Raw genomic sequence first — 25623 nt, forward strand, 5'->3', positions numbered from 1 at the left:
CCGAGTCGTACCGCCCGGCTCGGGGCAGGGAACGGGCAAACAAACAACGAAGTCGATGAGTTTGTGATGGCGGACACACGTTTCTCCGGTGTTACAAATATCGCCATGAACGCTGATGAGCGGCAGCACCAGATCGTCGCCCTGGCCCGCCGGCACGGCGAGGTCGAGGTGGCGAAGCTGGCGGCCGAGCTCTCCGTCAGCGCCGAGACGATCCGCCGCGATCTGCGCCTGCTGGAAAGGCACGGTCTCATCCGCCGGACGCACGGCGGCGCCTATCCGGTCGAGACCGCCAAATTCGAGACCGACCTCGCGATGCGCACCGTCCGCGGGGTCCCGGAGAAAAGGCGGATCGCGGCCGCCGCGGCCGGGCTCATCGGCGACGCCGAGACGATCTTCATCGATGAGGGTTTCACCCCGCAGCTGATCGCCGAGGCGCTGCCCACCGACCGGCCGCTCACCGTCGTGACCGCCTCGCTCAACACCGCGGCCTGGCTGGCCGGCTCCACCCCGGCCACGGTGCTGCTGCTCGGCGGCCGGGTGCGCGGCCGCACGCTGGCCACCGTCGACCACTGGGCGGCCGGCATGGTCTCCGGCTTCGTCATCGACCTGGCGTTCATCGGGGCCAACGGCATCTCCCGCGAGGTCGGGCTGACCACCCCCGACCCCGCCGTGGCGGACGTGAAGGCGCGTGCCGTGCGCGCCGCGCGGCGCCGCATCTTCGTCGGTATTCACACCAAGTTCGGCGTGCGCACGTTCTGCCGATTCGCCGAGATATCCGATTTCGAGTCACTGGTCACGGACACCGGCCTCCCGGCGTCCGAGGCGAACCGCTATTCCCGAATGGGACCTCAGGTCATTCGGGTCTGAAATCCCCCGCCTCATCCGCAGCCGTTTTCGCATAAAACGGAGGATCCACCATGCCCAGAAAACTCGCCCTGGCCGCGGCGTGCCTGCTGCTGGCCACCGCCGGCTGTTCGGGCGCCGGCTCGACCGGCGGCAGCGGCGGCGACGCCGCCGGCAACACCATCACCGCCCTGATGGTCGGCAACCCGCAGATGGAGGACATCCAGAAGCTGACCGCCGAGAACTTCACCAAGCAGACCGGGATCACCGTGAAGTTCACGATCCTCCCGGAGAACGAGCTGCGCGACAAGGTCACCCAGGACGTCGCGAACCAGGGCGGGCAGTACGACGTGGCCACCGTCGGCGCGTACGAGGTGCCGATCTGGGCCAAGAACGGCTGGCTGCACGAGCTGTCGACGCAGGCGCAGGCCGACGCGGCGTACGACTCGGCCGACCTGCTCAAGCCCATGGTCGACTCGCTGACCGGCGAGGACGGCAAGATGTACGCGGCACCGTTCTACGGCGAGTCGTCGTTCCTCATGTACAACAAGGAGCTCTTCGCGGCCAAGGGCCTGACCATGCCGGAGCACCCGACGTGGGCCCAGGTGGCCGACTTCGCCGCGAAGCTCGACGACAAGGGCAAGGGCGTCGCCGGCATCTGCCTGCGCGGCCTGCCCGGCTGGGGCGAGCTCTTCGCGCCGCTGACGACGGTCGTCAACACGTACGGCGGCACCTGGTTCGAGAAGGACTGGACCGCGAAGGTCAACTCGCCGGAGTTCACCCAGGCCACCCAGTTCTACGTCGACCTTCTCAAGAGGCACGGCCAGTCCGGCGCCCCGCAGTCCGGCTTCACCGAGTGCCTCAACACGTTCGGCCAGGGCAAGGCCGCCATGTGGTACGACGCCACGTCGGCCGCCGGCACGCTGGAGGACCCGAACGCCAGCAAGGTCGCCGGCAAGGTCGGCTACGCGTACGCCCCGGTCAACAAGACCGAGTACTCCGGCTGGCTGTGGACCTGGGCGTGGGCGATGCCCAAGACCACCAAGAAGGCCGACGCCGCCTGGAAGTTCATCTCGTGGGCCACCAGCAAGGACTACGAGAAGCTGGTCGGCGAGAAGCTCGGCTGGTCGCGCATCCCCTCGGGCAAGCGCACCTCGACCTACAGCATTGCGGAGTACAAGGAGTCGGCCAAGGCGTTCGCCGACATCACGCTCGGCTCGATCGAGCACGCCGACCCGACCAACCCGGGCGTGCAGCCGCGGCCGGCGCTGGGCGTGCAGTTCGTCGGCATTCCCGAGTTCGCCGACCTCGGCACCAAGGTGTCCCAGGAGGTGAGCGCCGCCATCGCCGGCAGCAGCACGGTCGACAAGGCCCTCGCGGACGGCCAGAAGCAGGCCGAAGACGTGGCGAAGAAGTACAAGTAGTGACCACCCTGGTCGCCCGGCAGGACGAGCGGACCCAGCCGCCCGTCCTGCCCACCAGGGGCGGAGCAAAGGATCGCTGGGTACGCCGGGCGCCGCTGCTGCCCGCGCTGATCTTCGCGCTGGTCATCACGCAGATCCCGTTCCTCTACACGCTCTACCTGTCGACGCTGAGCTGGAACGCGCTGCGGCCGGGCGACAAGCCGTTCGTGGGGCTGGACAACTACGTCACCGTGCTGACCGACACGCGGCTGCGGTCGGCGCTGGTCAACACGGTGCTGCTCACCGCCGGCGCGGTGATCTTCTCGATGATCCTGGGGCTGCTGCTGGCCCTGCTGCTCGACCGTAAGTTCCTCGGCCGCTCGGTGGTGCGCACGCTGCTGATCACGCCGTTCCTGGTGATGCCGATCGCCGCGGCGCTGCTCTGGAAACACGCGATCTTCAACCCCGCGTACGGCCTGATCAACGGCATCTTCGGCGGCTCGACCGACTGGATCTCGTCGTACCCGAAGGGCGCCGTCATCGCCACGCTGGTCTGGCAGTGGACGCCGTTCATGATGCTGATCCTGCTGGCCGGCCTCCAGTCGCAGTCGCACGAGGTGATCGAGGCGGCGCGGGTCGACGGCGCGAACGCGTGGCAGATCTTCCGCCGGATGACGCTGCCGCACCTGCGCCAGTATCTGGAGCTGGGCGCGCTGCTCGGGTCGATCTACCTGGTCAACACGTTCGACGCGATATTCAGCATCACGCAGGGCGGTCCCGGCACGGCCACGACCAACCTGCCGTACGAGATCTATCTGACCACCTTCCGCAAGTTCGAGTACGGCGAGGCGTCGGCGGCCGGCGTGATCGTGGTGATCCTGACGATCATCGTGGCCACCTTCGCCCTGCGGGTCATCTCGTCGCTGTTCAAGATGGAGGAGCACCGGTGAGACGCCTCTGGGGAGTCGTCGCCTGGGTCGCCGGGATCGTGTTCGTCTTTCCGGTCATCTGGATGGTGCTGACCAGCTTCAAGCAGGAGCAGGCCGCGGCCGGCAACCCGCCGAGCTGGGTCTTCACCCCGACCCTCGCGCAGTACGAGCAGGTCTTCGACCGCAACATCACGCCGTTCCTGCTCAACTCGCTGATGGCGAGCATCTTCTCGACGATCTTCGTGGTCGCGCTCGCGACCCCGGCCGCCTATGCCCTCTCGCTGCGTCCCGTCGCGAAATGGACGGACACGCTGTTCTTCTTCATCAGCACCAAGATGATGCCCGCCGTGGCCGCGCTGCTGCCGCTGTATCTGCTGGTCAAGCACCTCGGCATGCTGGACAACATCTGGACCATGGTCGTCCTCTACACCTCGATGAACCTGCCGCTCGCGGTCTGGATGATGCGCTCCTTCCTGCTGGAGGTGCCGCGCGAGGTGCTGGAGGCCGGCGAGGTGGACGGCGCCGGCCTGCTCACCTCCATCCGCAAGATCATCCTGCCGATCGTCTCGCCCGGCCTGGCGGCGACGGCGCTGATCTGCTTCATCTTCGCCTGGAACGAGTTCTTCCTGGCGGTGAACCTGACCGCGACGAACGCGGGCACCGCGCCGATCTTCCTGGTCGGGTTCATCTCCTCCGAGGGCCTGTTCCTCGCCCGGCTCTGCGCCGCGGCGACGCTGGTCTCGCTGCCGGTGCTGATCGCCGGGTGGCTGGCGCAGAACAAGTTGGTCCGTGGTCTGTCGATGGGAGCCGTCAAGTGAAAGCAGCCGTCGTCGTCACCCCCGGGACGATCGAGTTGGCATCGTTGGCGGATCCCACGCCCGGTCCTGCCGAGGTGGTGGTGAAGCCGGCCGCGGTCGGCATCTGCGGCACCGACCTGCACATCATGGACGGTGAGTTCGCGCCCGCCTTCCCGATCGTCCCGGGGCACGAGTTCGCCGGCGAGATCGTCGCGGTCGGCGCCGAGGTCACCGGCTACGCCGTCGGTGACCAGGTGGCCGTCGACCCGTCGCTCTACTGCGGGCACTGCTATTACTGCAAGCGGGCGCGGGGCAACCAGTGCGAGAACTGGGGCGCCATCGGGGTGACGGTCAGCGGCGGCGCCGCCGAATACGTCGCCGCGCCCATGGCCAACCTCTTCAAGCTCCCCGCGCACCTCGCAGCCCGGGACGCGGCGCTGATCGAGCCGCTCTCCTGCGCGGTGCGCGGCTTCGACGTGCTGCCGCGCGCGATGGCCAGCTCGTACCTCATCTACGGCTCCGGGACGATGGGCCTCATGATGCTCGAGCTGGCGAAGCGGGCGGGCGCCGAGTCGGTGTCCGTTGTGGACCTCAACCCGGCGCGCCTGGAGACGGCGAAGCGGCTCGGGTGCTCGGCGGCGGTCGCGTCCGCCGACGAGATCGAGGCGCCCCGCGGGTTCGACGTGGTCATCGACTGCACGGGCGTGGAGGCGGCGATCCGCGACGGCCTCGGCCGGGTCGGGCGCGGTGGCACGTTCCTCCAGTTCGGGGTGGCCGGCTATGGCGCGCGAGTGGCGATCGAGCCGTACGAGATCTATCGCCGCGAGATCACCATCACCGGCTCGATGGCCGTGCTGCACAGCTTCGACCGGGCCGGCGAGATGCTGGCCGCCGGCGTCCTCGACCCGTCGATCTTCGTGAGCGACAGGTTCCCGCTCGACTCCTATGCGTCGGCTTTGGACCGTTTCCGGGCCGGTGTGGGCCGCAAAATCCTCATCGAACCCTAGGTCAGGGCGTGTTTGTGCCAACCTTCTCCACGGTTGGTGAGTGAACCGTTACGGCTAGTTGTCAAGCGGCAACCCCGCAGGATCAAATAGGTCCGTGGGTACGCCCGACCAGTCGCCGCACACCCTCGCCCCCGGCCGCATCGGCGCGGCCGCCGTCGCCTTCTTCGCGCTCGCCGCGACCGCGCCGATCGCCGTGCTGGTCCACGTGGTGCCCGCCGCCTACGCCACGGGCGGCGGGCCGCTCGTCCCGATCGCCTTCCTCGCCGCCGGCCTCGTCCTGATCGTCTTCACCGGCGGATACGCGGCGATGGCGCACCGCGCGCCGTTCGCCGGCGCGATGTACACGTACGTCGCGAAAGGCCTCGGCAAGCCGGCCGGCGCGGGCGCGGCCTGGCTCGCCGTCGCGTCCTACCAGGTTCTCCAGCTCGGCCTCTACGGCCTCACCGGCGCGGCGGCGGCGCCCCTGCTGCGCAGCTGGCTCGGCGCCGAGGCGCAGTGGTGGATGGTGGCCGCCGGCTGCTGGCTGGTCATCACGCTCTGCGGCACGATCCGGGTCGAGGTGAGCAGCGGGCTGATCGCGCTGCTGGTCCTCGCCGAGGGCGCGGTCGTCACCGGGTTCGCCGTGGCCAACGCGATCGACCCGGTAGCGGGCGGGCGCACCGCCGCGACCATCGCGCCGTCCGGTGTGGACATGCCGGTGCTCGGGTTGCTGCTCGCCGTGGCGCTGCTCGCGTTCGCCGGCTTCGAGACCTCGGGGGCGTACGCGGAGGAGGCGATCCGGCCGCGCCGGGACCCCGGCAACGCCGCGTACGGCACGGTGCTCGCGGTCACGCTGCTGCTCGCCGGTGCGTCGTGGTCGCTCGCGGTCGCCGCCGGCACCGGGCAGATCGCGGCCCTCGCCCGGGAGCGCGGTTCCGAACTGCTCTTCGACCTCGCGGCGGCCCGGCTGGCGCCCTGGGCGGTCACCCTCGGCCGGCTGATGCTGCTCACCGGGCTGCTCGCGGCGATGCTGGCGCTGCACCACACGATCGCCCGCTATCTGTTCGCGCTCGGCCGGGAAAGGGTGCTGCCGTCCGGGCTGAGCCGGACGGCGGTGCGCACCTGGGCACCGCGCAACGCGTCGCTGGTGCAGTCGCTCGCGGCGGGCGTCGCGCTGCTGGCGGCGTACGCCATCGGGGTCTCGGACGTCGCCGTCCTCGGGCGCCGGCTGTTGGTCGCCGGTGCGCTCGGCGTGCTGGTCCTGCTGGTCGGCACGTCGCTGGCGGCGCTGCTGCACCTCAACCAGGTGCCGGACGGGGAAGGCGCGTGGAGCCGCTTCGCCGCCCCGCTTCTGTCCACAGTGGCGCTCGGCGTGATCGGCTACCTGACGGTCCGGGAGCTGGGGCCGCTGCTCGGGGTGCCGGGCTCCTCGGCGCTGCGGTGGATCGTGCCGGTGGGGGTGGCCCTCGTGGCGATCGCGGGCGCGCTGCACGCGCTGCTGCTGCGGCGCCTCCGGCCGGAGATATACGAGGCGATCGGGCGGGGCGTGGTGGTGGTGCCCGCGCTGCCCGCGCCGCGGGAGCCGTCGGACGAACGGCAACCCGGCGCGCACCGCCCGGAGCGGGTGAACCGCTGATGGTCGCGCCGGGCCGCCTGCGAGAGCTGCGAAGAGTTCGCGCGCTCGGCATGGACCCGGCGACCGGCCGATACCGGCCCAACGAAAGCGAGACGGCCCTGCGCATCGAGACCGAGCTCGGTGTCCGGCTGACCCGGGCCGCGCCCGGCTGCCGGGCCGACTGGGTCGACGAGCGGGGACTCTCCTACGACGCCGTGGGACCGTTCGCGGCCCACAGGTTCGACCAGCAATGGGCGCGATTCTCGTTGCAGATCGTGCTGCACCTCAAGAAGGCCGACCTCGTTCCGGTGGATGTCTCACGCTTCACCCCGGAGCAGGTGGCCCGAGTGGAACGATTCGTCGCGGAGCGCGGACTGGCACCGCGCGTGTTCATCCTGGGGCGGCGTCAATGGCGGCTCTCATCATGGTCCGGCCGGGCGTCGACTGGCAGTCGACGGGTGGCCTCTTCGAATGGACGCTGGAATACCTCATTCCGAGGATCGACGACCCCAAGACGGCCGACTGGCTCCGCATGGTGGTCGCGGAGAATCTCGGTAGCCTCTGGATCCCCGACCTGCCGGAGGAGGGGCAGCGCGAGATCTACGCCCTGCTGCGCTCGGGTTTGGTCGTCGCGGCCCAGCAGGAGCTCCCGGAGGGCCCGGCGAAGCGGGACGCGCTGGCCCAGCTCCGCGACCTGGTAGCCCTGACCTATTAGAGCTCGGCACGCTCCTCTTCGGGTGGGACCGCGGCTCAGCCGCAACCGCCGTGACCGGCGCCCCTCACCAAGTGAGGCCCTAGGCGAAGAACTCCTGGATCTGGGCCAGCGTGAGGTGATCCGGGTCGTCGGGGGCCTCGGGCAGGTGCTTGGTGGTCACCGGGACGTCGGGGACGTCGGCCGGCAGGCTCGGCACCGGGGGCGTGGGCGGCAGCGCCGGCAGGGTCAGGGCCTGGCGGATCACCTCGAACATCGCGCGGATCTCGCCGGCCGCGGTGCGGGTGGCCAGCTCGATGCCCTCGTGCGGCGCCGGGCCGCGGGCGGGCAGCGCGCAGGTGAAGTTGGCCTGGAGGCGGTCGTCGAGGCGGCGGATGTCGGCGCTCGGCCGGGGATGGTCGAGCGGGCCCTCGGCGACGATGCCGAGCTCGCAGGCGGACAGGCCGGACTGCCGCCACCAGGAGCGCCAGCGCGGGTCCGCGTCGAGTGTCAGGGCCACGTGGCGCAGGGCGACCACGTACTCGCGCGGGGCCGGGCCTCCGGTGGTGGTGGCGCCCAGGTGGGGGTGCAGCCAGGAGTCTCGAGCCGTGCAGAGTGTCTGCTCACCCATACCTGCATGGTGACATTCCGGACGGTCCGCGGCTTGTCGGACTGCCGTGCACGTACGGGCGAATTGCGAATTTGTGACCTTCGGGTTAAGGCTTTTCGGCGATGTGAGCGCTGGATCACTCGCCGGGCGGCAGTCCATAATCCGGTGATATAAATCAGCTGTGCTGACCGTTGATCACCCGCGTTACAAGTGGGTCGCGCTGTCGAACACCACCCTCGGAACCCTGCTGGCGACGATCAACTCGTCGATCGTGCTGATCTCGCTGCCGGCGATCTTCAAGGGCATCGACATCAACCCGCTCGAGCCCGACAACGTCAGCTACCTGCTGTGGATGCTGATCGGCTACATGCTGGTCACCGCGGTCCTGGTGGTCACGCTGGGCCGGCTCGGCGACATGTACGGCCGGGTGCGCATCTACAACGCCGGCTTCGCCATCTTCACGCTCACGTCGATCGTTCTGTCGCTCGACCCGTTCGACGGCGGTGGCGGCGCCCTCTGGCTCATCGGCTGGCGCGTGGTGCAGGCGATAGGCGGCGCGATGCTGATGGCCAACTCCGCGGCGATCATCACGGACGCCTTCCCGGCGAAGCAGCGCGGCATGGCGCTCGGCGTCAACATCGTCTCGGCGCTGGCCGGCTCGTTCATCGGCCTGGTCGCGGGTGGCGTGCTCGCCGAATGGGACTGGCGCTCGGTCTTCTGGGTCAACATCCCGCTGGGCGTGCTCGGCACCGTCTGGGCGTACCGCTCCCTGCGCGACACCGGCGTCCGCCGCAAAGCGAAGATCGACTGGTGGGGCAACGCGACCTTCGCGGCCGGGCTCACGGCCGTCCTGGCGGCGATCACGTACGGGATCCAGCCGTACGGCGGGCACACCATGGGCTGGACGAACCCGTGGGTGCTGGCCGGGCTGATCGGCGGCGCGCTGGTGCTCGTGGTCTTCGGCCTGATCGAGACCCGGGTGGCCGAGCCGATGTTCCCGCTCGGGCTCTTCCGGAACCTGTCGTTCCTCAGCGGCAACCTGGCCAACCTGCTGGCCAGCATCGCCCGCGGCGGTCTCCAGTTCATGCTGATCATCTGGCTCCAGGGCATCTGGCTGCCCCAGCACGGGTACGACTACGAGTCCACCCCGCTGTGGGCCGGCATCTACCTGGTCCCGCTGACGATCGGCTTCCTGGCCGCCGGCCCGCTCGCCGGCACCCTGTCCGACAAGTTCGGCCCGCGCCCGTTCGCCACCGGCGGCCTGCTCGTGATGGCGGTGTCCTTCGCCGGCCTGCTGCTGGTGCCGAGCAACTTCAACTACGCGGTGTTCGCCGTGCTGATCTTCGTGAACGGCCTGGGCGGCGGCCTCTTCGCGGCGCCGAACACCTCACTGGTCATGTCGAGCGTGCCGGCCACCATGCGCGGCGCGGCCTCCGGCATGCGGGCGACCTTCCAGAACGCGGGCCAGGTGCTCTCCATCGGCGTCTTCTTCTCGCTGATGGTGGCCGGTCTGGCATCCTCGCTGCCGAGCACCCTGAACAGCGGCCTGGTGGCCCAGGGCGTCCCGGCGGACACGGCCGCGTCGGTGGCCGCGACCCCGCCGGTGGGCACCCTCTTCGCGGCGTTCCTCGGCTACAACCCGATCGGCGAGCTGCTCGGCCGGCAGACGCTGAGCGCCCTGCCGCCCGAGAACGCGTCCCGCCTGACCGGGCTGGACTTCTTCCCCCAGCTCATCTCCGGCCCCTTCCACGACGGCCTGGTGATCGTCTTCTGGCTGGCGATCGCGATGTCGGTGGTGGGCGCCCTGGCCTCCCTGCTGCGCGGCAAGCCGGTGCCGGCCCAGCCCGCGGCCGACTCGTCCGTCGCCCCTTTCGTCGCCCATGAGGCCGAGGTCCAGGCCGAGTTCGCGGAAGCCCAGCCCCTCAACCCGGCGACGGCGGTGGCGGAGCCGCTCACCGAACCTGCCGCTGGGCCCTCCCGCTCGCCGGGTGCCGCCGCGCCTTCCGGTCCTGCGAGTTCGGCCGGCGGCACCGCTTCGCCGGGCCTCTAGCTCCTTGCCGGCCAGATGGTGGTTGCGCACCTCGAGCCGTCCGAATCCAAAAGATCGGGCAGCTTTGAGGGTCGCAGTGGAGGAGAGGCGTTCCGGCGTTCGGCGCGCCCACGAGGCCTGGCAGACGTCAGGCGGTGGCGGCGTTGAGGAGGATCTCGGCCATGTCGCGGGCTACCTGGGGGGCCATCGACGGGCGGTCCATCTTGGCGCCGACGGAGGCGCCGTCGTAGAGGACCGTCAGCTGGTCGGCGAGGGCGTGGGGATCCTTGGCGCCGGCGTCGCGGGCCAGTTCGACGAAGAGGCCCCGGGTCCAGGCGCGGGTGGCGTCGGAGACCTCCTGGACCGGGCCGCCGGGGGTGCCCTCGGCGCTGGCGTTGTAAAAGGCGCAGCCGCGGAAGCCCGGGGTGCCGGCCAGCTCGTCGAGCACCTCGAAGACGCCGAGGACGCGGTCGCGCGGGTCCTCGTACCGCTCCAGGCCCTTGAGGAGGCGCGTGCGGCGGAGCTCGTGGCGGCCCTCGAGGTAGGCGCGGACCAGCTCGTCCTTGCTGCCGAAGGTGCTGTAGAGCGATGCCTTGGCGACGCCGGCCCGCTCGATGACGCGGTCGATGCCGACGGTGTGGATGCCCTCTGCGTAGAAGAGCTCGTCGGCGGCTGCGAGGAGCCGATCCCGCGCGGAGGGCTTGCGCGGGGTGGTGAGTGACGCGGCGGACATGCCGTTGACGATACCAGACAGATCTGTCTACTCTCGTGCGGTCAGACAGACCTGTCTGTTCAGTATCCGTAAGGAAGTCCCATGACCGCCGTAGCCGACGCGCCCCCCGCTCTCGTGCGCAGCCGCCACTTCTCCCGGCCGCTCGCCTTCGCGGCGATCGCCGCGATCTTCCTGACCTTCACGTCGGCGTCCGCGGCGCCGTCTCCGCTCTACGTCGTCTACCAGCACCTGTGGGGCTTCTCGGCGACCACGCTCACGGTCGTCTTCGCGATCTACGTGGTCGGCCTGGTCGGCGCCCTGCTCACCCTCGGCGCGCTCTCCGATCACCTGGGCCGCCGCCCGGTGCTGGCCGCCGCGATCGGCCTCGAAGTCGTCGCGCTGGTCCTCTTCCTGACCGCCGGCGACGTGGCCGTGCTGAGCGTCGCCCGCTTCCTCCAGGGCATCGCCACCGGCGCGGCCATGACCACGCTCGGCGCCGCGCTGGTCGACCTCAACCCGCCGCACGCCCCCGGCCGCGCCGGCCTGGTAAACGGCATCATCCCCAGCGCCGGGCTGGCCTTCGGCGCGCTCGGCGCCGGCGCCCTGGTGCAGTACGCGCCCGCACCCACCCACTTCGTCTGGGCCCTGCTGCTCGGCGCCATGGTGATCGCCGGCCTCGTCGTGCTGCGCCTTCCCGAGACCTCCGCCCGCCGGCCCGGCGCCGCCGCCTCGCTGGCTCCCAAGCTCGGCATTCCCGCACGGCTGCGCGCCGACGTCTTCGCCCTCGTCCCGATCATCGTGGCGAGCTGGGCCATCGGTGGCCTCTACCTCTCGCTCGGCCCCTCGGTGGCGGCCGGCGTCTTCGGCCTCGGCAGCCACCTGATCGGCGGCCTGGTGGTCACGCTGCTGTGCGGCACGGGCGCGCTCACCTCGTACGCGCTGCGCGGTCTGCCCACCCCGCGCGTGCTGGCCATCGCCGCCAGCCTGCTGACCGTCGGCGCCGTCATCAGCGTCGCCGGTGTCGAGGCCGACCAGGTCGTGATCGCGGCCGTCGGCACGGTGATCTCGGGAGTCGGCTTCGGCGCGTCGGCGCTTGCTTCCTTCGGCACGCTTGCGCTCCTGGCCGACCCGCACGAGCGGGGCGAGCTGCTGGCGGTCGCGCTGGTGATCGCGTACATCGCCTTCAGCGTGCCGGCGGTGATCGCGGGCTTCGCGGCGACGTCGGCGGGGTTGCAAGTGACGGCGGTGGCCTACGGCGTGGTGGTGGCCGTGCTGGGAGCGCTGGCCCTGGTCGCCCAGCGGTTGCGCAGCCGCCGCGCGGCGACGGCCTGACCCCGGCCACCCACGACCCCGCCCTCCCAAGGGGGACCCCCACCAGCAGGGCCGGCGAGCCATTCTCGCCGAATCTGCGAGATCGCGTGCATCGTCCTGTGGATAACCCGCACTGGGGATAACCGAGCTCGCCGGTCGTGGCTGTCCGGTGGAGGGAGGCGCGCTCGGCCGGTCGGACGTTTCTTTCGTGGTGTCCCGGCGTGGACGGTCCTCATGTGGCCGCCCACGCCGCAGCATATTGGGGCGAACCGGACACGAGAGGCAGGCATGAGAAGACTTCTGGCGGCGGCCACGACGATCGCTGTGGCGGGGAGCGGGCTTGCGGCGAGTGCGGCCCGGGCTGATGAGCATGGCGCCGGGGCGGGTGCCGCCCGGACCGGCGAGCGCGGCGCAGTGACGGACACGCGGGCCGGTGAGCGCGGCGCGGGGATCGCGGCCCGAGCCGGTGAGCGGGACGTGGCGAGCGGGTACGCACGGGCCGCTCGGGCGATCAAGTGGAAGCCGTGCACCGACGCGACGCTCTCGGCTCGTAAGGCGGAGTGTGGCTTCCTGACCGTGCCGATGGACTACAAGCGGCCGCGTGGGGCGACCGTTCAGATCGCCGTCTCCCGGGTCAAGCACACGGTGCCGGAGAGCAAGTACCAGGGCGTCGTGCTGGTCAACCCGGGTGGGCCGGGTGGCAAGGGGCGGATGCTGTCGATTCTCGGGTCGCTGGTGCCCGGCAAGGCCGGCGCGGCGTACGACTGGATCGGCTTTGACCCCCGCGGGGTGGGGGAGAGCAGGCCGGCGCTGAGCTGCGACAGCGACTACGCGGGCTACAACCGGCCGCCCTACGTGCCGACCAGCGCCGAGATCGAGGCGACATGGCTGCGGCGGGCCGAGCAGTATGCCAAGGACTGCGCGCGGGCCGGCGGCAAGCTGCTGAACCATCTCAAGACGCTGGACACCGTGCAGGACATGGACCAGCTGCGGCAGGCCCTGGGCGAGCGGCAGATCAACTTCTACGGGTTCTCGTACGGCACGTATCTGGGCCAGGTCTATGCCACCCGCTATCCGGACCGGGTGCGGCGGATGGTGCTCGACGGCAACGTCAACCCGGCGCGGGTCTGGTACGACTCGAACCTCGACCAGGATCTCGCGTTCGACAAGAACATCAAGGTCTACTTCGGCTGGGTGGCCAAGAACGACAAGGTCTACAAGCTCGGCCGTACGGCCCGTGAGGTGCAGAAGCGGTTCGACGCCGAGCAGCGCCGGGTGACCGCGAAGCCGGCCGGCGGGGTGATCGGGCCGTCCGAGCTGACCGACGTATTCCTCCAGGCCGGCTACTACGTCTTCGGCTGGGCGCAGATCGCCGAGGCGTTCAGCCGCTGGGTGCACAAGCGTGACGCGTCGGGGCTGCGCAAGCTGTACGACGACAACAACCCGCAGACCGAGGGCGGGGACAACGGGTACGCCATCTACCTGGCCACCCAGTGCACGGACGCCCCGTGGCCGCGGAGCTGGGCCAAGTGGACCTCGGACAACTGGGAGGTGCACCGCCGGGCGCCGTTCGAGACGTGGGGCAATGCCTGGTACAACGCGCCGTGCCGGTCGTGGGCCGCGAAGCCCGGCGTCCCGGCGACCGTGTCGGGCGAGACGGTGCCGCCGATCCTGCTGATCAGCGAGACGCTGGACGCGGCCACCCCGTTCACCGGCAGCCTCGAGGTGCGCAAGCGGTTCCCGCGCTCGGTGCTGGTCGAGGGCGTCGGCGGCACCACGCACTCGGGGTCGCTGTTCGGCAACAAGTGCGTCGACAACACGGTTGCCGCCTACCTGGCCACCGGTGAGCTGCCCGAGCGGCTCAAGGGCGAGCGCTCGGACAAGCGCTGCGAGCCGATCGACCCGCCGGAGCCGAGCGCCGCGCCGGCCGCCAAGCGCGCGCCGGCGTACCAGGAAAGGCTCGACCTGATCCGCGAGCGATGAGATGAGATAGGCCACGGCCCCGCCTCGAAGCGCGGGGCCGTGGCCTATGCTCTGAAGTGCGAAGGGGAGTAGCTCCCAATGTCGCGGTCGACATACTGACCTTCTGGTCCGGCCGCGCGGCCTCTCGGGGCGAGCGAGACCTTCGATCTGGCTGTGTACGCGCGGCCGGGTCGAGGTCGCCCGTGCGCACTTCCTCCCGGTCCGAGATAAACCGGGAGCACTACCTTGGATGGTTTCCTCGCCGCCCTGGCGATCAGTTTCGTGGTCATCTTCGTGGCCGAGCTGGGCGACAAGTCGCAGCTCATGGCGCTGACCTTCGCGACCCGTTTCAAGCCGGTGCCGGTGCTGATCGGCATCACCGTGGCCACTGCCGTGGTGCACGCCGTGTCGGTCGGCATCGGCTACGGCCTCGGCGCGACCCTCCCGACGGGATGGATCTCACTCGTCGCCGGCCTGGCGTTCCTGGTCTTCGGCGCCTGGACCCTGCGCGGGGACGCGCTGACCGAGGAGGAGAAGAACAAGGCCGAGCGCACCACCAAATCGGCGATCTTCGCGGTCGGCGGCGCGTTCTTCCTGGCCGAGCTGGGTGACAAGACCATGCTCGCCACCATCACGCTGGCCACCCAGCACGGTTGGTTCGGCACCTGGCTGGGCTCGACGGTCGGCATGGTCGCCGCGGACGCGCTCGCGATCCTGGTGGGCCGGATGCTCGGTCGCCACTTGCCCGAAAAGGTCATCAAGTACGGTGCCGCCGCGCTCTTCGCTATCTTCGGCATCTGGTTGATCGTGGAAGCGATCATCGAGCTGCGATAGGGGATGGGCCGTGCTCCAGTACCGGGCGGAAGTCACCGCCGCCGTGACCCTCACCACCGGCGGCGGTCTGCGGGCCGAGGGCCTGCGCGTGGACGTGCCGCACGCCGACGTGACCACGGCCGAGATCGAGGCGATTCTCGTACGGTCGCTCGGCCTGCGCGACGTCGAGCGGGTCGAGCTCACCGCCGTGCGCGTCTTCGGCGAGAAGCCCCCGGTCGCCGGGGAGCCCGGCCCGCCGCGCACCACCTTCGTCGAGCTGAGCCACGTCATCCAGGCCGGGATGACGACCTACCCGGATCTGCCCGCGCTGGTCATCTCCGCGCACCTGACCTGGGAGGACTCGCGGTCGCGCTACGCCGAGGGCACCTCGTTCAGCATGGAGCGGATCGAGATGGTCGGCCAGACCGGCACCTACCTGGACACACCACGGCACCGGTACGAGGGCGGCACCGACCTCGCCGGGATGCCCCTGGAGCGCCTCGCCGACCTGCCCGCCGTGGTGGTCCGCGCGGTCGGCGGCGGCCGCCGGGCGATCACCACCGACGACCTGGAGCCGCTCACCGTCGCCGGCCACGCGGTGCTGCTGCACACCGGCCACGACCGCCATTGGGGCACCCCGGCGTACGCCCAGGACGCGCCCTACCTGACCGGTGAGGCCGCCGCGCTGCTGGTCGAGCGCGGCGCCGCCCTGGTCGGCATCGACTCGGTCAACCTCGACGACTCCTCGGCGGCGAGCGCCGGGGAGCGGCCCGCGCACACCGTGCTGCTCGCCGCGAACATCCCGATCGTCGAGCACCTCACCGGCCTGGAGAATCTGCCGCCGCGGGGCGCCCGGTTCACGGCCGCCCCGCCGCGCGTCACCGCGATGGGCACGTTCCCGGTGCGGGCGTACGCGCAGGTGCCGTTCCACGAGCCGCACGACCACACGCGCTCGGCGGGCTGGCTCCCGCAATGAACGACACCGCCACCTCGATAGCCCGGGCCGCCGCGCAGTTCCAGCGGGGCGACGCGGCCGGCGCGGCGGACCTGCTCGGCCCGGTGCTGGCCGCGGAGCCGGACAACGTGCGCGCTCTGGTGCTGATGACCCACACCCAGCTCGCGCTCAAGAAGCCGGACCTCGCCCACGAGGTGGCGCACCGAGCCGTGGTCGCGGCGCCCGAGTCGGCCGAGGCGCTCGGCGCGCTGAGCCGGGCCTTGAGCGGGCTCGACCGGCACGGCGAGGCGGTCGCGGTGGCGCAGGCGGCGGCACGGCTCGAGCCGGAGAACGCATACCGGCACAACCGGGTGGCGTGGGCGCTGCTCGGCGAGGGGCGCCGGACGGTGGAGGCCGAGCACGCCGCCCGCCGGGCCGTGGAGCTCGACCCGCACGAGGCCGACTTCCGCATCACGTACGCGATGGTGATGAAGCAGCTCGACTACACCGACCGGGCGCGGCAGGCGCTGCGGGACGCGCTGGCCCTGGAGCCGGACAACGCGGTCGCCCAGCACGAGCTCGCCACCCTGGACGTGGTGCACCGCAACCCGTTCGCGCTGGGCCGGCTGGCCCGTGGGGCGAGCGGCCTGGCCGGGGCCCTGCGCGCCGACCCGGGGCAGCAGGCGAGCAAGTTCATGCTGGACGTGGCGCTCCAGCGGTTCCTGGTCTACACGGCGATCGTGCTGGCCCTGCTCGCGTACATCGGGTGGCGGGTTCTCGACTTCTCGGAGCAGGGCGCGCGGCTCCTCGCGGCCGCGGCGGCCCTCGTCCCGATCGGTGTCGCCGGCTACTTCGTGTCGCGCCTGGATCGCGGCCTGCGGACGTACCTGATCACGGTCCTCGCCTACGGCCGGCAGCGCGTGGCGGCCGTGCTGGCCGCGGTGAGCATCGCGCTGCTGCTGACGGCGACGGTCGCGCCCCGGTCGTGGATGGGCTGGCTGCTGGGCCTGGCGGCGGGCGGTGGCTTCGCGGCCCGGCTGCTGACCGTCTCGGCGTCGAACGCGCACGTGCGCGCGGCCGGCATCCCGGTGCCGCGCGGGCTCAGCGGGCCGACGTTGTGGATCATCATCGTGGGCTGCTCGGTGATCGGCACGCTCTGCCTGATCGGCGCCGGCGACTGGATGCTGCTCGGCATCGGGCTGGGGCTGTACGTCTGCGCGGGCCTCGCGCTCGCCACCATCGTCAGACGAAAGCGAAAAGTCTCATCAACGAGCTGAATCTGCCGATCATGCCCATGTGACCCCGGACCTCCAGCATGCCTTCGGCGGGCCCACCGAGGTAGGCGTGGCGCGGGCCGCCACCCTCTTCGAGCAGCTCGACCTCGAGCAGGCGGTGGGCGTCCTGAGGCCGGTGCTGGCCGCCGACCCCGGCACGATCGAGGGCTGGATCCTGATGGCGCGGCTGCGGCTCGCCCTGGACGACGCCGCGGGCGCCCTCGACGCGGCCGACCACGCGATCGGCCTGAACCAGGGCGAGCCGCGGTCGCTCGCGCTGGCCAGCCGCGCCCTCACCCTGCTGGGCCGGCACGAGGAAGCGGTCACCATGGCCTACCGGGCCGTCATCGCCGACCCGCGCAACGCGCTCTGGCACGACCGGGTCGCCTGGGCGCTGCTCTCGGCCGAGCGGCACATCGCCGACGCCGAGCAGGCCGCCCGTACGGCCATCGGCCTCGACCCCACCGAGGCGCACTACTACTTCACGCACGGCGTCGCGCTGGAGGCCATGGGGCACGTCGACCAGGCCCGGCAGGCGCTGCTCACCTCGCTGCGGATGGAGCCGGAGAACCCGGTGGCCCAGCACCGGCTCGCGGTGCTCAACGGCGAGGCCGAGCGCGAGGCCCCGGCGAGGAAGAAGGGCTGGCGGCTCTTCGGCCGTAAGGGCTGAGGGCCTACCCCGTGTAGGCGATCAGTTCGAAGTCGCGCACGGACGCCGGCTCGGTGGCCTGCACCTCGAGCGTGTTGTCCGGGCCGAAGAGCCACAGCTTGGTGACGTCGTCCTGGCGGGTGCGCACCAGCAGGTTGCCCTCCGCGTCGAACACCGTGCCGACCACCGAGCCGGTGACCGGCAGCTGCACGAGATCGCCGGTGGCCGTGTCGACCACGGCGTCGGCCGCGTCGGTGCCGGCGGCGGTCTCGCCGGTGGTCTGCAACGGCACTGTCACCCGCTGGCCGGTCGCGTCCACGCTGGTGGGCTTGCACGCGGCCAGCCCGTCCGGGTTGTCGGCGGGTTGCGTGTCGCCGAGCACCGGCACCACGGTGCCCGACTGGTCCTCGGTGCCGGCGATCTCCAGGCCGCAGTGCGCCGTCGCGTACACCAGCTTGCTGCCGTCGCCCGACCAGCGGAAATGCTGCCCGGCGGTGAGGCCCTCGGGTAACGGGGTGATCTCGCCGGAGGCGAGGTCGAGCACGCCCGGCCGTTCGAGGGTGACCAGCAGCCGGTCTCCCGTGGGTGACCAGGCCGGCGCCTGATCGGGGGCGGTCACCCCGGTGGCGACCTGCTGCGCGGTGGCGTCCGGCGTGGTGGGACCGACCATCAAGGACCCGTCGACCTCGTACGCGATGCGCGAGCCATCGGGGGAGACGCCCACCGCCGAGGTCGCGTCCCGCAGCACCGTCTGGGTCGCACCGTCCGAAGGGGAGAGCTTCACCACCGTCCCGCCCTCGCGGTAGAACGCGTGGCCCGGCAGGTCGGCGATGGTCCGCGACAGCGGCGTCGCGGTGGTGGCCCGGGCCTTCGGGCGGCTGCCCCGGTAGGGCGGGCGGATCTCGGCGACCTTTGTGGTGGGAACCGCCGTCGGCAGGGGCCGCGTCTCGGTGGTCGCCGACCAGGACGGGGCGAGCGTGGGAGCCTCGCTCGACGGGGCCACCGCCGCGGACGCGGGCGGCTCGTCCCGCGCCGCCTGCGGCAACCGCCAGAGCCCGCTGCCCAGCGCGGCGAGCACCACCACCGCGGCGGTGGCGCCGACGGCGGCCTCGCGGCGAGCGATCCGGCGGGAGCGGCGCACCGCGCGCTCGTACAGGTCGGTGGGCTCGGCGACGTCGGCGAGGTCGCGCAGCGACTCGCGGAGCCGGTCGTGGTCGCCGTTCACCGCCCGCCCTCCGCCAGCATCTGGATGTCGGGCACCAGCGTGCGCAGCCGGTCGAGGGCGCGCGCGGTCTGCGTCTTCACCGTGCCGACCGAGACGCCGAGCAACTGGGCGGCCTCGACCTCGGTGTGGTCCTCGAAGAAGCGCAGCACGATCACGGCACGCTGGCGCGCGCTCAGCATGAGCAGCGCGCGGCGCAGCATCACCCGCTGGACCGTCTCGTCGGCAGGGTCGTCGGCGCCGCGGCGGCGGTCGGGCTCGAAGTCGGCCGGCATGACCTCGGCGACCCTCGGGCGCCGCCAGAACGACACCTGCGCGTGGTACATGACCTTGCGGCAGTACGCCTCCGCGTTCTCCGGCCGCTCCAGCCGCTGCCAGGCCCGGTGGGTGCGGGCGAGCGCCTCCTGCACCAGATCCTCGGCTAAGTGTTGATCCCCGGTCAAAAGGTACGCCGAGCGCAACAACGCATGTGTCCGCGTGCGGACGAAGTGTGCGTAGTCGGCCTCACGGGCGTCCATCCAAGGCTGTCCGATCGAGGAGACGAGGGAGACGTGAGCGTACCGAGGCGGCTCAACCACCGCGCCCTCGGTCGTCACGTCTTCCCCCTCTTCCCCGCACCGCGCGGTGCCTCCCCGTGTGGGCACCGTTCGGCGCATGGGAGGACGCGCGGACGCCGATGCCCGGATGACGTCCGTTCGGCCTAAATCCGCCTCCGCCGATCGGGCAGTCCTTGTCACGCCACTCACATCCCTGGCCAAACGGGTTTTCGGTAGCGTCGACAGGGCATCGGTCGGTTCGCGGGCGCGCCGGCGCCCATGACGGAAGGACCCGCATGGCACGCCCACGCATCGTGATCGTCGGAGCCGGCTTCGCCGGGTTCACGGCGGCCCGCGAGCTCAGCAAGCTGTCCCGCGGCGGCGCCGAGATCGTCGTCATCAACCCGACGGACTACTTCCTCTACCTGCCGCTGCTGCCCGAGGTCGCGGCCGGCATCCTCGAGCCGCGCCGGGTGACCGTGTCGCTCGCCGCGACCCTGCCCGACGCCAGGCTGATCCTCGGCGAGGTCGACGGATTCGACTTCGACGCGCGCACGGTGTCCTATCGCGACCCCGACGGCGGCACGGCCACGATCGGCTACCACCGCCTGGTGATCGCCGCGGGCAGCGTCAACAAGCTGCTGCCGGTGCCCGGCGTCAGCGAGTACGCGCACGGCTTCCGCGGCGTCTCCGAGGCGCTCTACCTGCGCGACCACATCATCCGCCAGATCGAGATGGCCGCGGGCACCGACGACCCGGCCGAGCGCGACGCGCGCAGCACGTTCGTCGTGGTCGGCGCCGGCTACACCGGCACCGAGGTGGCGGCGCAGGGCGTCCTCTACACCGACGCGCTGGTCAAGGCGCGCCCCGAGCTTCAGGGCCGGGTGCGCTGGCTGCTCCTCGACACGGCCGACCGGGTGCTGCCCTCCTTGGACAGCCGGCTCGCCGACGCGTCCGACGCGGTGTTGCGCGAGCGGGGCGTCGAGGTGCTCATGCGGACGAGCGTCAAGCAGGCCACCGAGGACGGTGTGCACCTGTCGACGGGCGAGTACGTGCCCACCAAGTCGCTGATCTGGTGCGTCGGCGTGCGGCCCGACCCGCTGGTGGCCGAGCTGGGCCTGCCCATCGAGCACGGCCGCCTGGTGGTCGACGAGTTCCTCACGGTGCCCGGCCACCCCGACGTCTACGCGATCGGCGACGCGGCCGCGGTGCCCGACCTGACCCGCCCCGGCGAGTTCACCGGCATGACCGCGCAACACGCGACCCGCCAGGGCGTCGCGGCCGCCAAGAACATCGCCGCCTCGTACGGCACGGGCCGCCGCCGCCCGTACAAGCACAACGATCTCGGTTTCGTGGTGGACCTCGGCGGCTTCGACGCCGCGGCCAACCCGATCGGTGTGCCGCTCTCCGGCCTGCCGGCCAAGGTGGTCACCCGCGGATACCACCTGCTCTCCATGCCCGGCAACCGCGTCCGCGTCGCGGCCGACTGGGTGCTCGACGCGCTGCTCCCACGCCAGGGCGTCCAGCTGGGCCTGGTGCGCGGCGCCTCCGTGCCGCTGGACAGCTCGGCCGCCTGAGCGTCGTCGGGGGACGATGACCGCTCGGCCCTTCAGGGTGAGCTCGCTGCGGGAACGAATGAACTCCAGGGCGATCGGCCCGTCTGACGGCGCGGAAGATCCGTCAGAGAGGTGTTCTTTCGTGCTTCGTCGTCGATTGATCGCAGTAGCCACCGCGGTGGCCGCGGCCGTGCTCGCGCCCGCCGCCGCCCAGGCCGCCACGCCTGGAAAGGCCTATGTGGCCCTGGGTGACTCATACGCGGCCGGGGTGGGCGCTCCGCCGTACACGGACCCGACCTGCCTGCGCGGAACGGGCGGCTACCCGCCGCTGCTCGCCGGCCGGCTCGGCGCCACGACGTTCCACTACGACGCGTGCAGCGGCGCCACCACGGCCGACGTGCTCGCCACCCAGCTCGGCAACCTCGACCGCCACACCCGGCTCGTGACGGTGACGGTGGGCGGCAACGACCTGGGCTTCAGCTCCGGCCTCGCCACCTGCCTCCAGGGCACCGACGCGGATTGCGCGACGGTCGTGGCGGCCGCCGAGAAGTTCACGGCGGAAACCCTGCCGGGCCGCCTGGACACCGTCTACCGCACGATCAAGAAGCGCGCCCCGCACGCGACCGTCGTGGCGACCGGGTACGCGCACTTCTTCGAGACGACGCCCGACTGCGCCACGGTGCCGGCGAGCCTGACCAAGCGGACGGCCCTCAACTCGGCGGTCGACGTGCTCGACGCAAAGATCCGCCAGCGGGCGGCGCGGGCCGGCATTCGCTTCGCGGACGTGCGGCCGGCCTTTGCTGGGCATGGTCTGTGCGGCAACGACCCGTGGCTGGGCGGGCCGGCGGCGCAGGCGCCGTTCCATCCGACGGCGGGTGGTTACAGCGACGGGTATCTGCCTGCGGTGGGTAGGGCGCTGGTGGGGCGCTGACGGTGGGGACGGGACGGGGAGCTCGCGTGTGCTGAGCCGCGAGGTCCCCGTCTCGTCCGGCACTTGCGTGGCCGGGCGCCCCCTGGGAGGGCGGGACTTTGAGCGGTGGTTGGGCGGGCCGGTGCTTCCGGATCAGGTGCCGGTCGTTCCCGTGACGCCGGTGCCGGCCGTGCTGGTGCCTGTCGCCCCTGTACCGGCGGTGCCGGTGCCTGTCGCGCCGGTGTCAGCGGTGCCGGTGCCGGTCACCCCGGTGCCGGTGGCTGCGCCGTCCTGAGTGCCGGTGGGTGCCTGGCCGTTGCCCTGGGGGAGCTGACCGCCGCCGGGAAGACCGCCCTGCATGCCGCCAGGGGCCTGGCCGCCCTGTTGAGTGCCGTCCTGCTGCGTGGTGCCGCCCTGCTGGGTTCCTTGCTGAGCGGTGCCGGTCGAGGCCAGGTTCGTGTCGGTGATCGACGTGGCGGTGGACTTGGAGTCGGCGGTGGTGGCGATGACGCGGACGGTGTGGCCGGTGGCGACCTCGGAGATCTGGTCGGCGCCGTTGTCGACGGTGGTGGAGCTGGTGATCACGTAGGTCTGGCTGTAGCCGTCGGTGCTCTTGACCGTGATGGAGCTGCTGCTGATGGCGGACACCGTGCCGGTCTGGGTGAGCTGGGTGGTGTAGCCGCCGTTGCCGTCGGAGATGACGTATTCGCCGTGGAGGGCGGTGGAGGCGCCCGCGCCGTCGAGGGTTCCGCGGCCGCCGCCGAAGGTGCCGTTGCCGCCGGGAAAGCCGCCGCCCTGCTGGCCGGCGCCGCCGCCCGGGCCGGTCTGGGTGGTGGACGAGGAGCCGTCGGTCGCGGCCATCACGCCGGCGGTGATGCCGGCGCTGGCCACGGCCACGGCGACGAGAGCGCCCGCGGCGGCCAGCTTGGCGTTCTTGCGGCCGCCGGGGCGGTCGCCGCCGCCCCCGTTGTCCTCGGGCGGGGTCCAGGTGGGCGGGGCGCCGCCCGCCGAGCCGTCGCGCGGGGCGACCGCGAAGCTGGGGCCGGAGAAGGACGCAAGCCCATCCCGCGCGGCCGGCGCAGGCGTCGGGAAGGGTTCGCCGGTGGGCGGCACGCTGGGGAACGCTGCGGTCGGGGGCTGCTCGTCCAGGTGTGACGTCGCCGGATAGGAGGCTGTGGGACCCGCGAACCCCGCGTGATCGTCTGCGGAGCTCGGCCTATCGTCGGGGGCGGGCAGTGCGGCCGGGTCAACGGGCGGCCAACTCCGCGGGGGCTCGGCGGACGAACGGGTGGAATGGTCGTGAACGGTCATCGTCTCGGTTCTCCCTCGGTTCGCTCGTGCGCTACCAAGGACACTGACCAACGTGACTATGGACGGCCTGTGGAGGTTTTAGGTGCCCCGTATCAACCCGGACGAAGTGCGTGCTGTGCTCTTCGACATGGACGGCACCCTGGTCGCCTCGGACGGGGCGGTGGAGCGGTCCTGGCTGGCCTGGGCGGCGGAATACGGCGTGGACGGCCATGAGGCGTACGAGATGGCGCACGGCAGCCCCAGCGCGAGCACCGTGCGCAAGCTCCTGCCCCACCTGGACGAGGGCGCGATCGTCGTCGCCTCGGCGCGTCAGCTGGAGCTTCAGTACGACGACCTCAGCGATGTCACCGCGACGCCGGGTGCCTTCGAGGCGCTCGGCGTGCTCGCCGAGCGTGGGTTGCCGTGGGCCGTGGTGACCAGCGCCGACACCCGGCTGGCCAAGGCTCGGCTGGGCGCGGCCGGCATCGTGGCGCCGGTGCTGGTGACGACCGACGACATCGCCGCCGGCAAGCCCGACCCGGAGGGCTATCTGCGCGCGGCCGAGCTGCTCGGCGTGGACCCGGCCGGCTGTGTCGTGGTGGAGGACGCCGAGGTGGGTCTGCAGGCCGCGCGGGCCGCCGGGGCGCGCACGGCGGCGCTGCGCGGGCTCGACGGCGACCTGCGCCTGGGGTCGCTGGCCGACCTGGCCGCCTTCCTACGCGGGTAGGTCGTCGAGGAAGTCGGCGGTGGGGACGTAGAACAGCGAACCGGTCATCGCGGTCGAGAAGTCGAGGATCCGGTCGTAGTTGCCGTACGGCTCGCCGAGGAACATGCGGCGCAGCATCAGCTCGGGGACGTCGGGCGTGGCCGCGTACGCGATGTAGTAGGTCCCGAACTGGCCCTCCTTGATCGAGCCGAACGGCATGTTGTCCCGCAGGATCTTGAGCTCGTTGCCGTCCGGGTCGTCGACGGTGTTGAGGGCGACGTGCGAGTTGGGCGCCTTGTCCTCGATCTCGACGTTGTCGAGCTTGGTGCGCCCGATCGCCGCCTCCTGGTCCTCGACCTTCAGCGCGTTCCAGGCCGCCAGGTCGTGCACGTACTTCTGCACCATGACGTAGCTGCCGCCGGCGAAGGCCGGGTCCTCGTCGCCGACCAGGACGGCCCGCTCGGCGGCGTGGCCGGTCGGGTTCTCCGTGCCGTCGACGAAGCCGAGCAGGTCGCGCTCGTCGAAGTACTTGAAGCCGTGGGTCTCGTCGACCACGTCCGCGGCGCCCGCCAGCCGCTGCGCGATCTTGGCGGCCATCTCGAAGCACACGTCCATCTGCCCGGCGCGCAGGTGGAAGAGCAGGTCGCCGGGGGTGGAGGGCGCGACGTGGCGCGGGCCCTTCCAGGAGCGGAAGCGGTGCAGCTCGGCCGGGCGGGGGCCGCCGGGGAACAGCCGGTCCCACAGGTCGGAGCCGATGCCGGTGACGCAGGACAGCTTGGCGGCGGGCAGCCGGAAGCCGACCGTGCGCTGGAGCCCGCTCACGTCCTCGAGCAGGTCGCGGACGGCCTGCTCGCCGCCGGGCCGGACGGTCATCACCAGGAAGATGGCCGCGTCGGTGAGCGGCGCGAGCACGGCCTGCGATTCGACCGTGGGAGCGACGGAACGGGGCGCTGTCATGGTCAGCAGCCTACGGACCGTCACCCGATAATGGACGCATGAGTGATCGGCGTGACGTGTGATGCGGCCCTTCGCGTTTGCCGGGCGGACCTGCGTCGTCACGGGGGCGGCGAGTGGGATCGGGGCGGCGCTCGCGCTGGAGCTGGCGCGCCGCAGGGCCGTGCTGGTGCTGGTGGACCGGGACGCCGACGGCATGGCGCGGGTGGCGGAGCCGGCGCGCGAGCTCGGGGCCGCCGACGTGTCGGCGTACGAGATCGATCTGAGTGACGGTGGCGACCGGGCCGATCTGGCGGCCGAGGTGGGGGCGCGCCACGGCGGGGTCGACCTGCTGGTCAACAACGCGGGCGTGACGCTGATGGGCACGTTCGAGCAGAACAGCATGGCCGACTTCGACTGGCTGCTCGAGATCAACCTGCACGCGGTGGTGCGGATGACCAAGGCGTTCCTGCCGCAGCTGCTGGCCCGGCCCGGCTCGCACGTCGTCAACGTCTCCAGCCTCTTCGGGCTGATCGCCCCGGCCGGTCAGGTGGCGTACGTGACCAGCAAGTTCGCCGTGCGGGGGTTCACCGACGCGCTGCGCAACGAGCTGGAGCCGCGGGGCGTGGGGGTGACCGTGGTGCACCCTGGCGGCATCAAGACGAGCATCGCGGCGAACGCGCGGCTCAGTGCCGGCGATCCGGGCGGCGAGCAGGCGTCCCAGGCGAAGCGGTTCGCCGAGCGGGCGCTGACCATGCCGGCGGAGGAGGCGGCCCGGCAGATCGTCGCCGCGATCCAGCGCCGCCGCCCGCGCCTGGTGATCGGCGGGGTGGCGCGGGCCGCGGACGTGCTGGCCCGGCTCACCCCGACCCGCTACTGGAAGATCACGCAACGAGCCGGCAGGCGCCTCAG

At 71.6% G+C, this 25623-nt stretch carries 24 protein-coding genes; 18 read left to right on the forward strand and 6 right to left on the reverse strand.

Annotated elements, in window-relative coordinates; all coding sequences use genetic code 11:
* Positions 1–105: 105 nt before the first annotated feature.
* From Ade02nite_RS43595 to Ade02nite_RS43630, 7 genes are all read left to right on the forward strand, one after another.
* A complete protein-coding gene (locus tag Ade02nite_RS43595; protein WP_203777002.1) occupies positions 106–867 on the forward strand; it encodes a DeoR/GlpR family DNA-binding transcription regulator in 762 nt (253 codons plus the stop codon).
* A 50-nt stretch (positions 868–917) separates the two neighbouring features.
* On the forward strand, positions 918–2267 hold the full coding sequence (locus Ade02nite_RS43600) for an ABC transporter substrate-binding protein (protein WP_203777004.1): 1350 nt from the start codon (positions 918–920) through the stop codon (positions 2265–2267).
* A complete protein-coding gene (locus Ade02nite_RS43605) occupies positions 2267–3196 on the forward strand; it encodes a carbohydrate ABC transporter permease (protein WP_203777006.1) in 930 nt (309 codons plus the stop codon). The genes Ade02nite_RS43600 and Ade02nite_RS43605 overlap by 1 nt, the downstream gene beginning before the upstream one ends.
* Positions 3193–3993, forward strand: coding sequence for a carbohydrate ABC transporter permease (locus Ade02nite_RS43610; RefSeq protein ID WP_203777008.1), 801 nt, complete (start codon positions 3193–3195; stop codon positions 3991–3993). The genes Ade02nite_RS43605 and Ade02nite_RS43610 overlap by 4 nt, the downstream gene beginning before the upstream one ends.
* Positions 3990–4979, forward strand: a complete 990-nt coding sequence (locus Ade02nite_RS43615; RefSeq protein ID WP_203777010.1) for a zinc-dependent alcohol dehydrogenase family protein — start codon at positions 3990–3992, stop codon at positions 4977–4979. Before Ade02nite_RS43610 ends, Ade02nite_RS43615 begins: the two co-directional genes overlap by 4 nt.
* 94 nt (positions 4980–5073) lie before the next feature.
* Entirely contained in the window at positions 5074–6594 is a 1521-nt protein-coding gene (locus Ade02nite_RS43620; RefSeq protein WP_239169483.1) for an APC family permease, read from the forward strand.
* A gap of 388 nt (positions 6595–6982) precedes the next feature.
* Positions 6983–7288, forward strand: a complete 306-nt coding sequence (locus Ade02nite_RS43630) for a hypothetical protein (RefSeq protein ID WP_203777014.1) — start codon at positions 6983–6985, stop codon at positions 7286–7288.
* Positions 7289–7367: 79 nt separating this feature from the next.
* Here the strand turns inward: Ade02nite_RS43630 and Ade02nite_RS43635 are convergent, their stop codons facing one another.
* Positions 7368–7895 carry a hypothetical protein gene (locus Ade02nite_RS43635; RefSeq protein ID WP_203777016.1) on the reverse strand — a complete coding sequence of 176 codons (528 nt, stop codon included), beginning with the start codon at positions 7893–7895 and terminating at the stop codon, positions 7368–7370.
* A gap of 160 nt (positions 7896–8055) precedes the next feature.
* Between Ade02nite_RS43635 and Ade02nite_RS43640 the strand changes: the two genes are divergently transcribed.
* On the forward strand, positions 8056–9924 hold the full coding sequence (locus tag Ade02nite_RS43640) for an MFS transporter (RefSeq protein ID WP_203777018.1): 1869 nt from the start codon (positions 8056–8058) through the stop codon (positions 9922–9924).
* A 127-nt stretch (positions 9925–10051) separates the two neighbouring features.
* Here the strand turns inward: Ade02nite_RS43640 and Ade02nite_RS43645 are convergent, their stop codons facing one another.
* A complete protein-coding gene (locus Ade02nite_RS43645; protein ID WP_203777020.1) occupies positions 10052–10636 on the reverse strand; it encodes a TetR/AcrR family transcriptional regulator in 585 nt (194 codons plus the stop codon).
* An 81-nt stretch (positions 10637–10717) separates the two neighbouring features.
* Between Ade02nite_RS43645 and Ade02nite_RS43650 the strand changes: the two genes are divergently transcribed.
* The 6 genes from Ade02nite_RS43650 (at position 10718) to Ade02nite_RS43675 (ending at position 17579) form a co-directional block, all read left to right on the forward strand.
* Entirely contained in the window at positions 10718–11947 is a 1230-nt protein-coding gene (locus tag Ade02nite_RS43650) for an MFS transporter (RefSeq protein ID WP_203777022.1), read from the forward strand.
* Positions 11948–12340: 393 nt separating this feature from the next.
* Positions 12341–13909 carry an alpha/beta hydrolase gene (locus tag Ade02nite_RS43655; protein WP_379038473.1) on the forward strand — a complete coding sequence of 523 codons (1569 nt, stop codon included), beginning with the start codon at positions 12341–12343 and terminating at the stop codon, positions 13907–13909.
* Between the two features lie 225 nt (positions 13910–14134).
* On the forward strand, positions 14135–14722 hold the full coding sequence (locus Ade02nite_RS43660; protein ID WP_203777025.1) for a TMEM165/GDT1 family protein: 588 nt from the start codon (positions 14135–14137) through the stop codon (positions 14720–14722).
* A gap of 10 nt (positions 14723–14732) precedes the next feature.
* Positions 14733–15677 (forward strand): cyclase family protein, encoded by a 945-nt coding sequence (locus tag Ade02nite_RS43665; protein WP_203777027.1) that lies wholly within the window; start codon positions 14733–14735, stop codon positions 15675–15677.
* Complete coding sequence (locus Ade02nite_RS43670) at positions 15674–16912, forward strand: tetratricopeptide repeat protein (RefSeq protein WP_203777029.1); 1239 nt, start codon at positions 15674–15676, stop codon at positions 16910–16912. Before Ade02nite_RS43665 ends, Ade02nite_RS43670 begins: the two co-directional genes overlap by 4 nt.
* A 19-nt stretch (positions 16913–16931) precedes the next feature.
* Positions 16932–17579, forward strand: coding sequence for a tetratricopeptide repeat protein (locus tag Ade02nite_RS43675; protein WP_203777031.1), 648 nt, complete (start codon positions 16932–16934; stop codon positions 17577–17579).
* Between the two features lie 4 nt (positions 17580–17583).
* Here the strand turns inward: Ade02nite_RS43675 and Ade02nite_RS43680 are convergent, their stop codons facing one another.
* A complete protein-coding gene (locus tag Ade02nite_RS43680) occupies positions 17584–18783 on the reverse strand; it encodes a TolB family protein (protein WP_203777033.1) in 1200 nt (399 codons plus the stop codon).
* Positions 18780–19298, reverse strand: coding sequence for a SigE family RNA polymerase sigma factor (locus Ade02nite_RS43685; RefSeq protein WP_203777035.1), 519 nt, complete (start codon positions 19296–19298; stop codon positions 18780–18782). The genes Ade02nite_RS43680 and Ade02nite_RS43685 overlap by 4 nt, the downstream gene beginning before the upstream one ends.
* A 314-nt stretch (positions 19299–19612) precedes the next feature.
* Between Ade02nite_RS43685 and Ade02nite_RS43690 the strand changes: the two genes are divergently transcribed.
* Together Ade02nite_RS43690 and Ade02nite_RS43695 are read left to right on the forward strand one after the other, a co-directional pair.
* The gene (locus Ade02nite_RS43690; RefSeq protein ID WP_203777037.1) at positions 19613–20893 is read left to right on the forward strand and encodes an NAD(P)/FAD-dependent oxidoreductase; all 1281 of its coding nucleotides are present in this window, start codon (positions 19613–19615) and stop codon (positions 20891–20893) included.
* A gap of 136 nt (positions 20894–21029) precedes the next feature.
* Positions 21030–21803, forward strand: coding sequence for an SGNH/GDSL hydrolase family protein (locus Ade02nite_RS43695; RefSeq protein WP_203777039.1), 774 nt, complete (start codon positions 21030–21032; stop codon positions 21801–21803).
* Positions 21804–21935: 132 nt separating this feature from the next.
* On the opposite strand, the gene Ade02nite_RS43700 is transcribed toward Ade02nite_RS43695, so the two are convergent.
* Positions 21936–22895 carry a hypothetical protein gene (locus Ade02nite_RS43700; RefSeq protein ID WP_203777041.1) on the reverse strand — a complete coding sequence of 320 codons (960 nt, stop codon included), beginning with the start codon at positions 22893–22895 and terminating at the stop codon, positions 21936–21938.
* 280 nt (positions 22896–23175) lie between these two features.
* Here Ade02nite_RS43700 and Ade02nite_RS43705 point away from each other — a divergent pair, with 280 nt between their 5' ends.
* Complete coding sequence (locus tag Ade02nite_RS43705) at positions 23176–23799, forward strand: HAD-IA family hydrolase (RefSeq protein ID WP_239169484.1); 624 nt, start codon at positions 23176–23178, stop codon at positions 23797–23799.
* On the opposite strand, the gene Ade02nite_RS43710 is transcribed toward Ade02nite_RS43705, so the two are convergent.
* The gene (locus Ade02nite_RS43710) at positions 23788–24735 is read right to left on the reverse strand and encodes a Dyp-type peroxidase (protein ID WP_203777042.1); all 948 of its coding nucleotides are present in this window, start codon (positions 24733–24735) and stop codon (positions 23788–23790) included. The genes Ade02nite_RS43705 and Ade02nite_RS43710 overlap by 12 nt on opposite strands.
* 61 nt (positions 24736–24796) lie before the next feature.
* On the opposite strand from Ade02nite_RS43710, the gene Ade02nite_RS43715 reads away from it, so the two are divergent.
* Positions 24797–25623 (forward strand): SDR family NAD(P)-dependent oxidoreductase (locus tag Ade02nite_RS43715; protein ID WP_203777044.1); only part of this gene is annotated, 827 nt, incomplete at its 3' end.

It is taken from the genome of Paractinoplanes deccanensis, from assembly GCF_016862115.1.
In the GTDB taxonomy this organism is placed as follows: domain Bacteria; phylum Actinomycetota; class Actinomycetes; order Mycobacteriales; family Micromonosporaceae; genus Actinoplanes; species Actinoplanes deccanensis.

What these genes read in the sequence shown, in the direction of transcription:
- Ade02nite_RS43685 (WP_203777035.1), bottom strand. Translation starts at nt 19,298, where the DNA reads ATGGACGCCCGTGAGGCCGACTACGCACACTTCGTCCGCACGCGGACA.
- Ade02nite_RS43600 (WP_203777004.1), top strand. Translation starts at nt 918, where the DNA reads ATGCCCAGAAAACTCGCCCTGGCCGCGGCGTGCCTGCTGCTGGCCACC.
- Ade02nite_RS43690 (WP_203777037.1), top strand. Translation starts at nt 19,613, where the DNA reads ATGGCACGCCCACGCATCGTGATCGTCGGAGCCGGCTTCGCCGGGTTC.
- Ade02nite_RS43635 (WP_203777016.1), bottom strand. Translation starts at nt 7,895, where the DNA reads ATGGGTGAGCAGACACTCTGCACGGCTCGAGACTCCTGGCTGCACCCC.
- Ade02nite_RS43670 (WP_203777029.1), top strand. Translation starts at nt 15,674, where the DNA reads ATGAACGACACCGCCACCTCGATAGCCCGGGCCGCCGCGCAGTTCCAG.
- Ade02nite_RS43645 (WP_203777020.1), bottom strand. Translation starts at nt 10,636, where the DNA reads ATGTCCGCCGCGTCACTCACCACCCCGCGCAAGCCCTCCGCGCGGGAT.
- Ade02nite_RS43595 (WP_203777002.1), top strand. Translation starts at nt 106, where the DNA reads ATGAACGCTGATGAGCGGCAGCACCAGATCGTCGCCCTGGCCCGCCGG.
- Ade02nite_RS43650 (WP_203777022.1), top strand. Translation starts at nt 10,718, where the DNA reads ATGACCGCCGTAGCCGACGCGCCCCCCGCTCTCGTGCGCAGCCGCCAC.
- Ade02nite_RS43630 (WP_203777014.1), top strand. Translation starts at nt 6,983, where the DNA reads ATGGCGGCTCTCATCATGGTCCGGCCGGGCGTCGACTGGCAGTCGACG.
- Ade02nite_RS43710 (WP_203777042.1), bottom strand. Translation starts at nt 24,735, where the DNA reads ATGACAGCGCCCCGTTCCGTCGCTCCCACGGTCGAATCGCAGGCCGTG.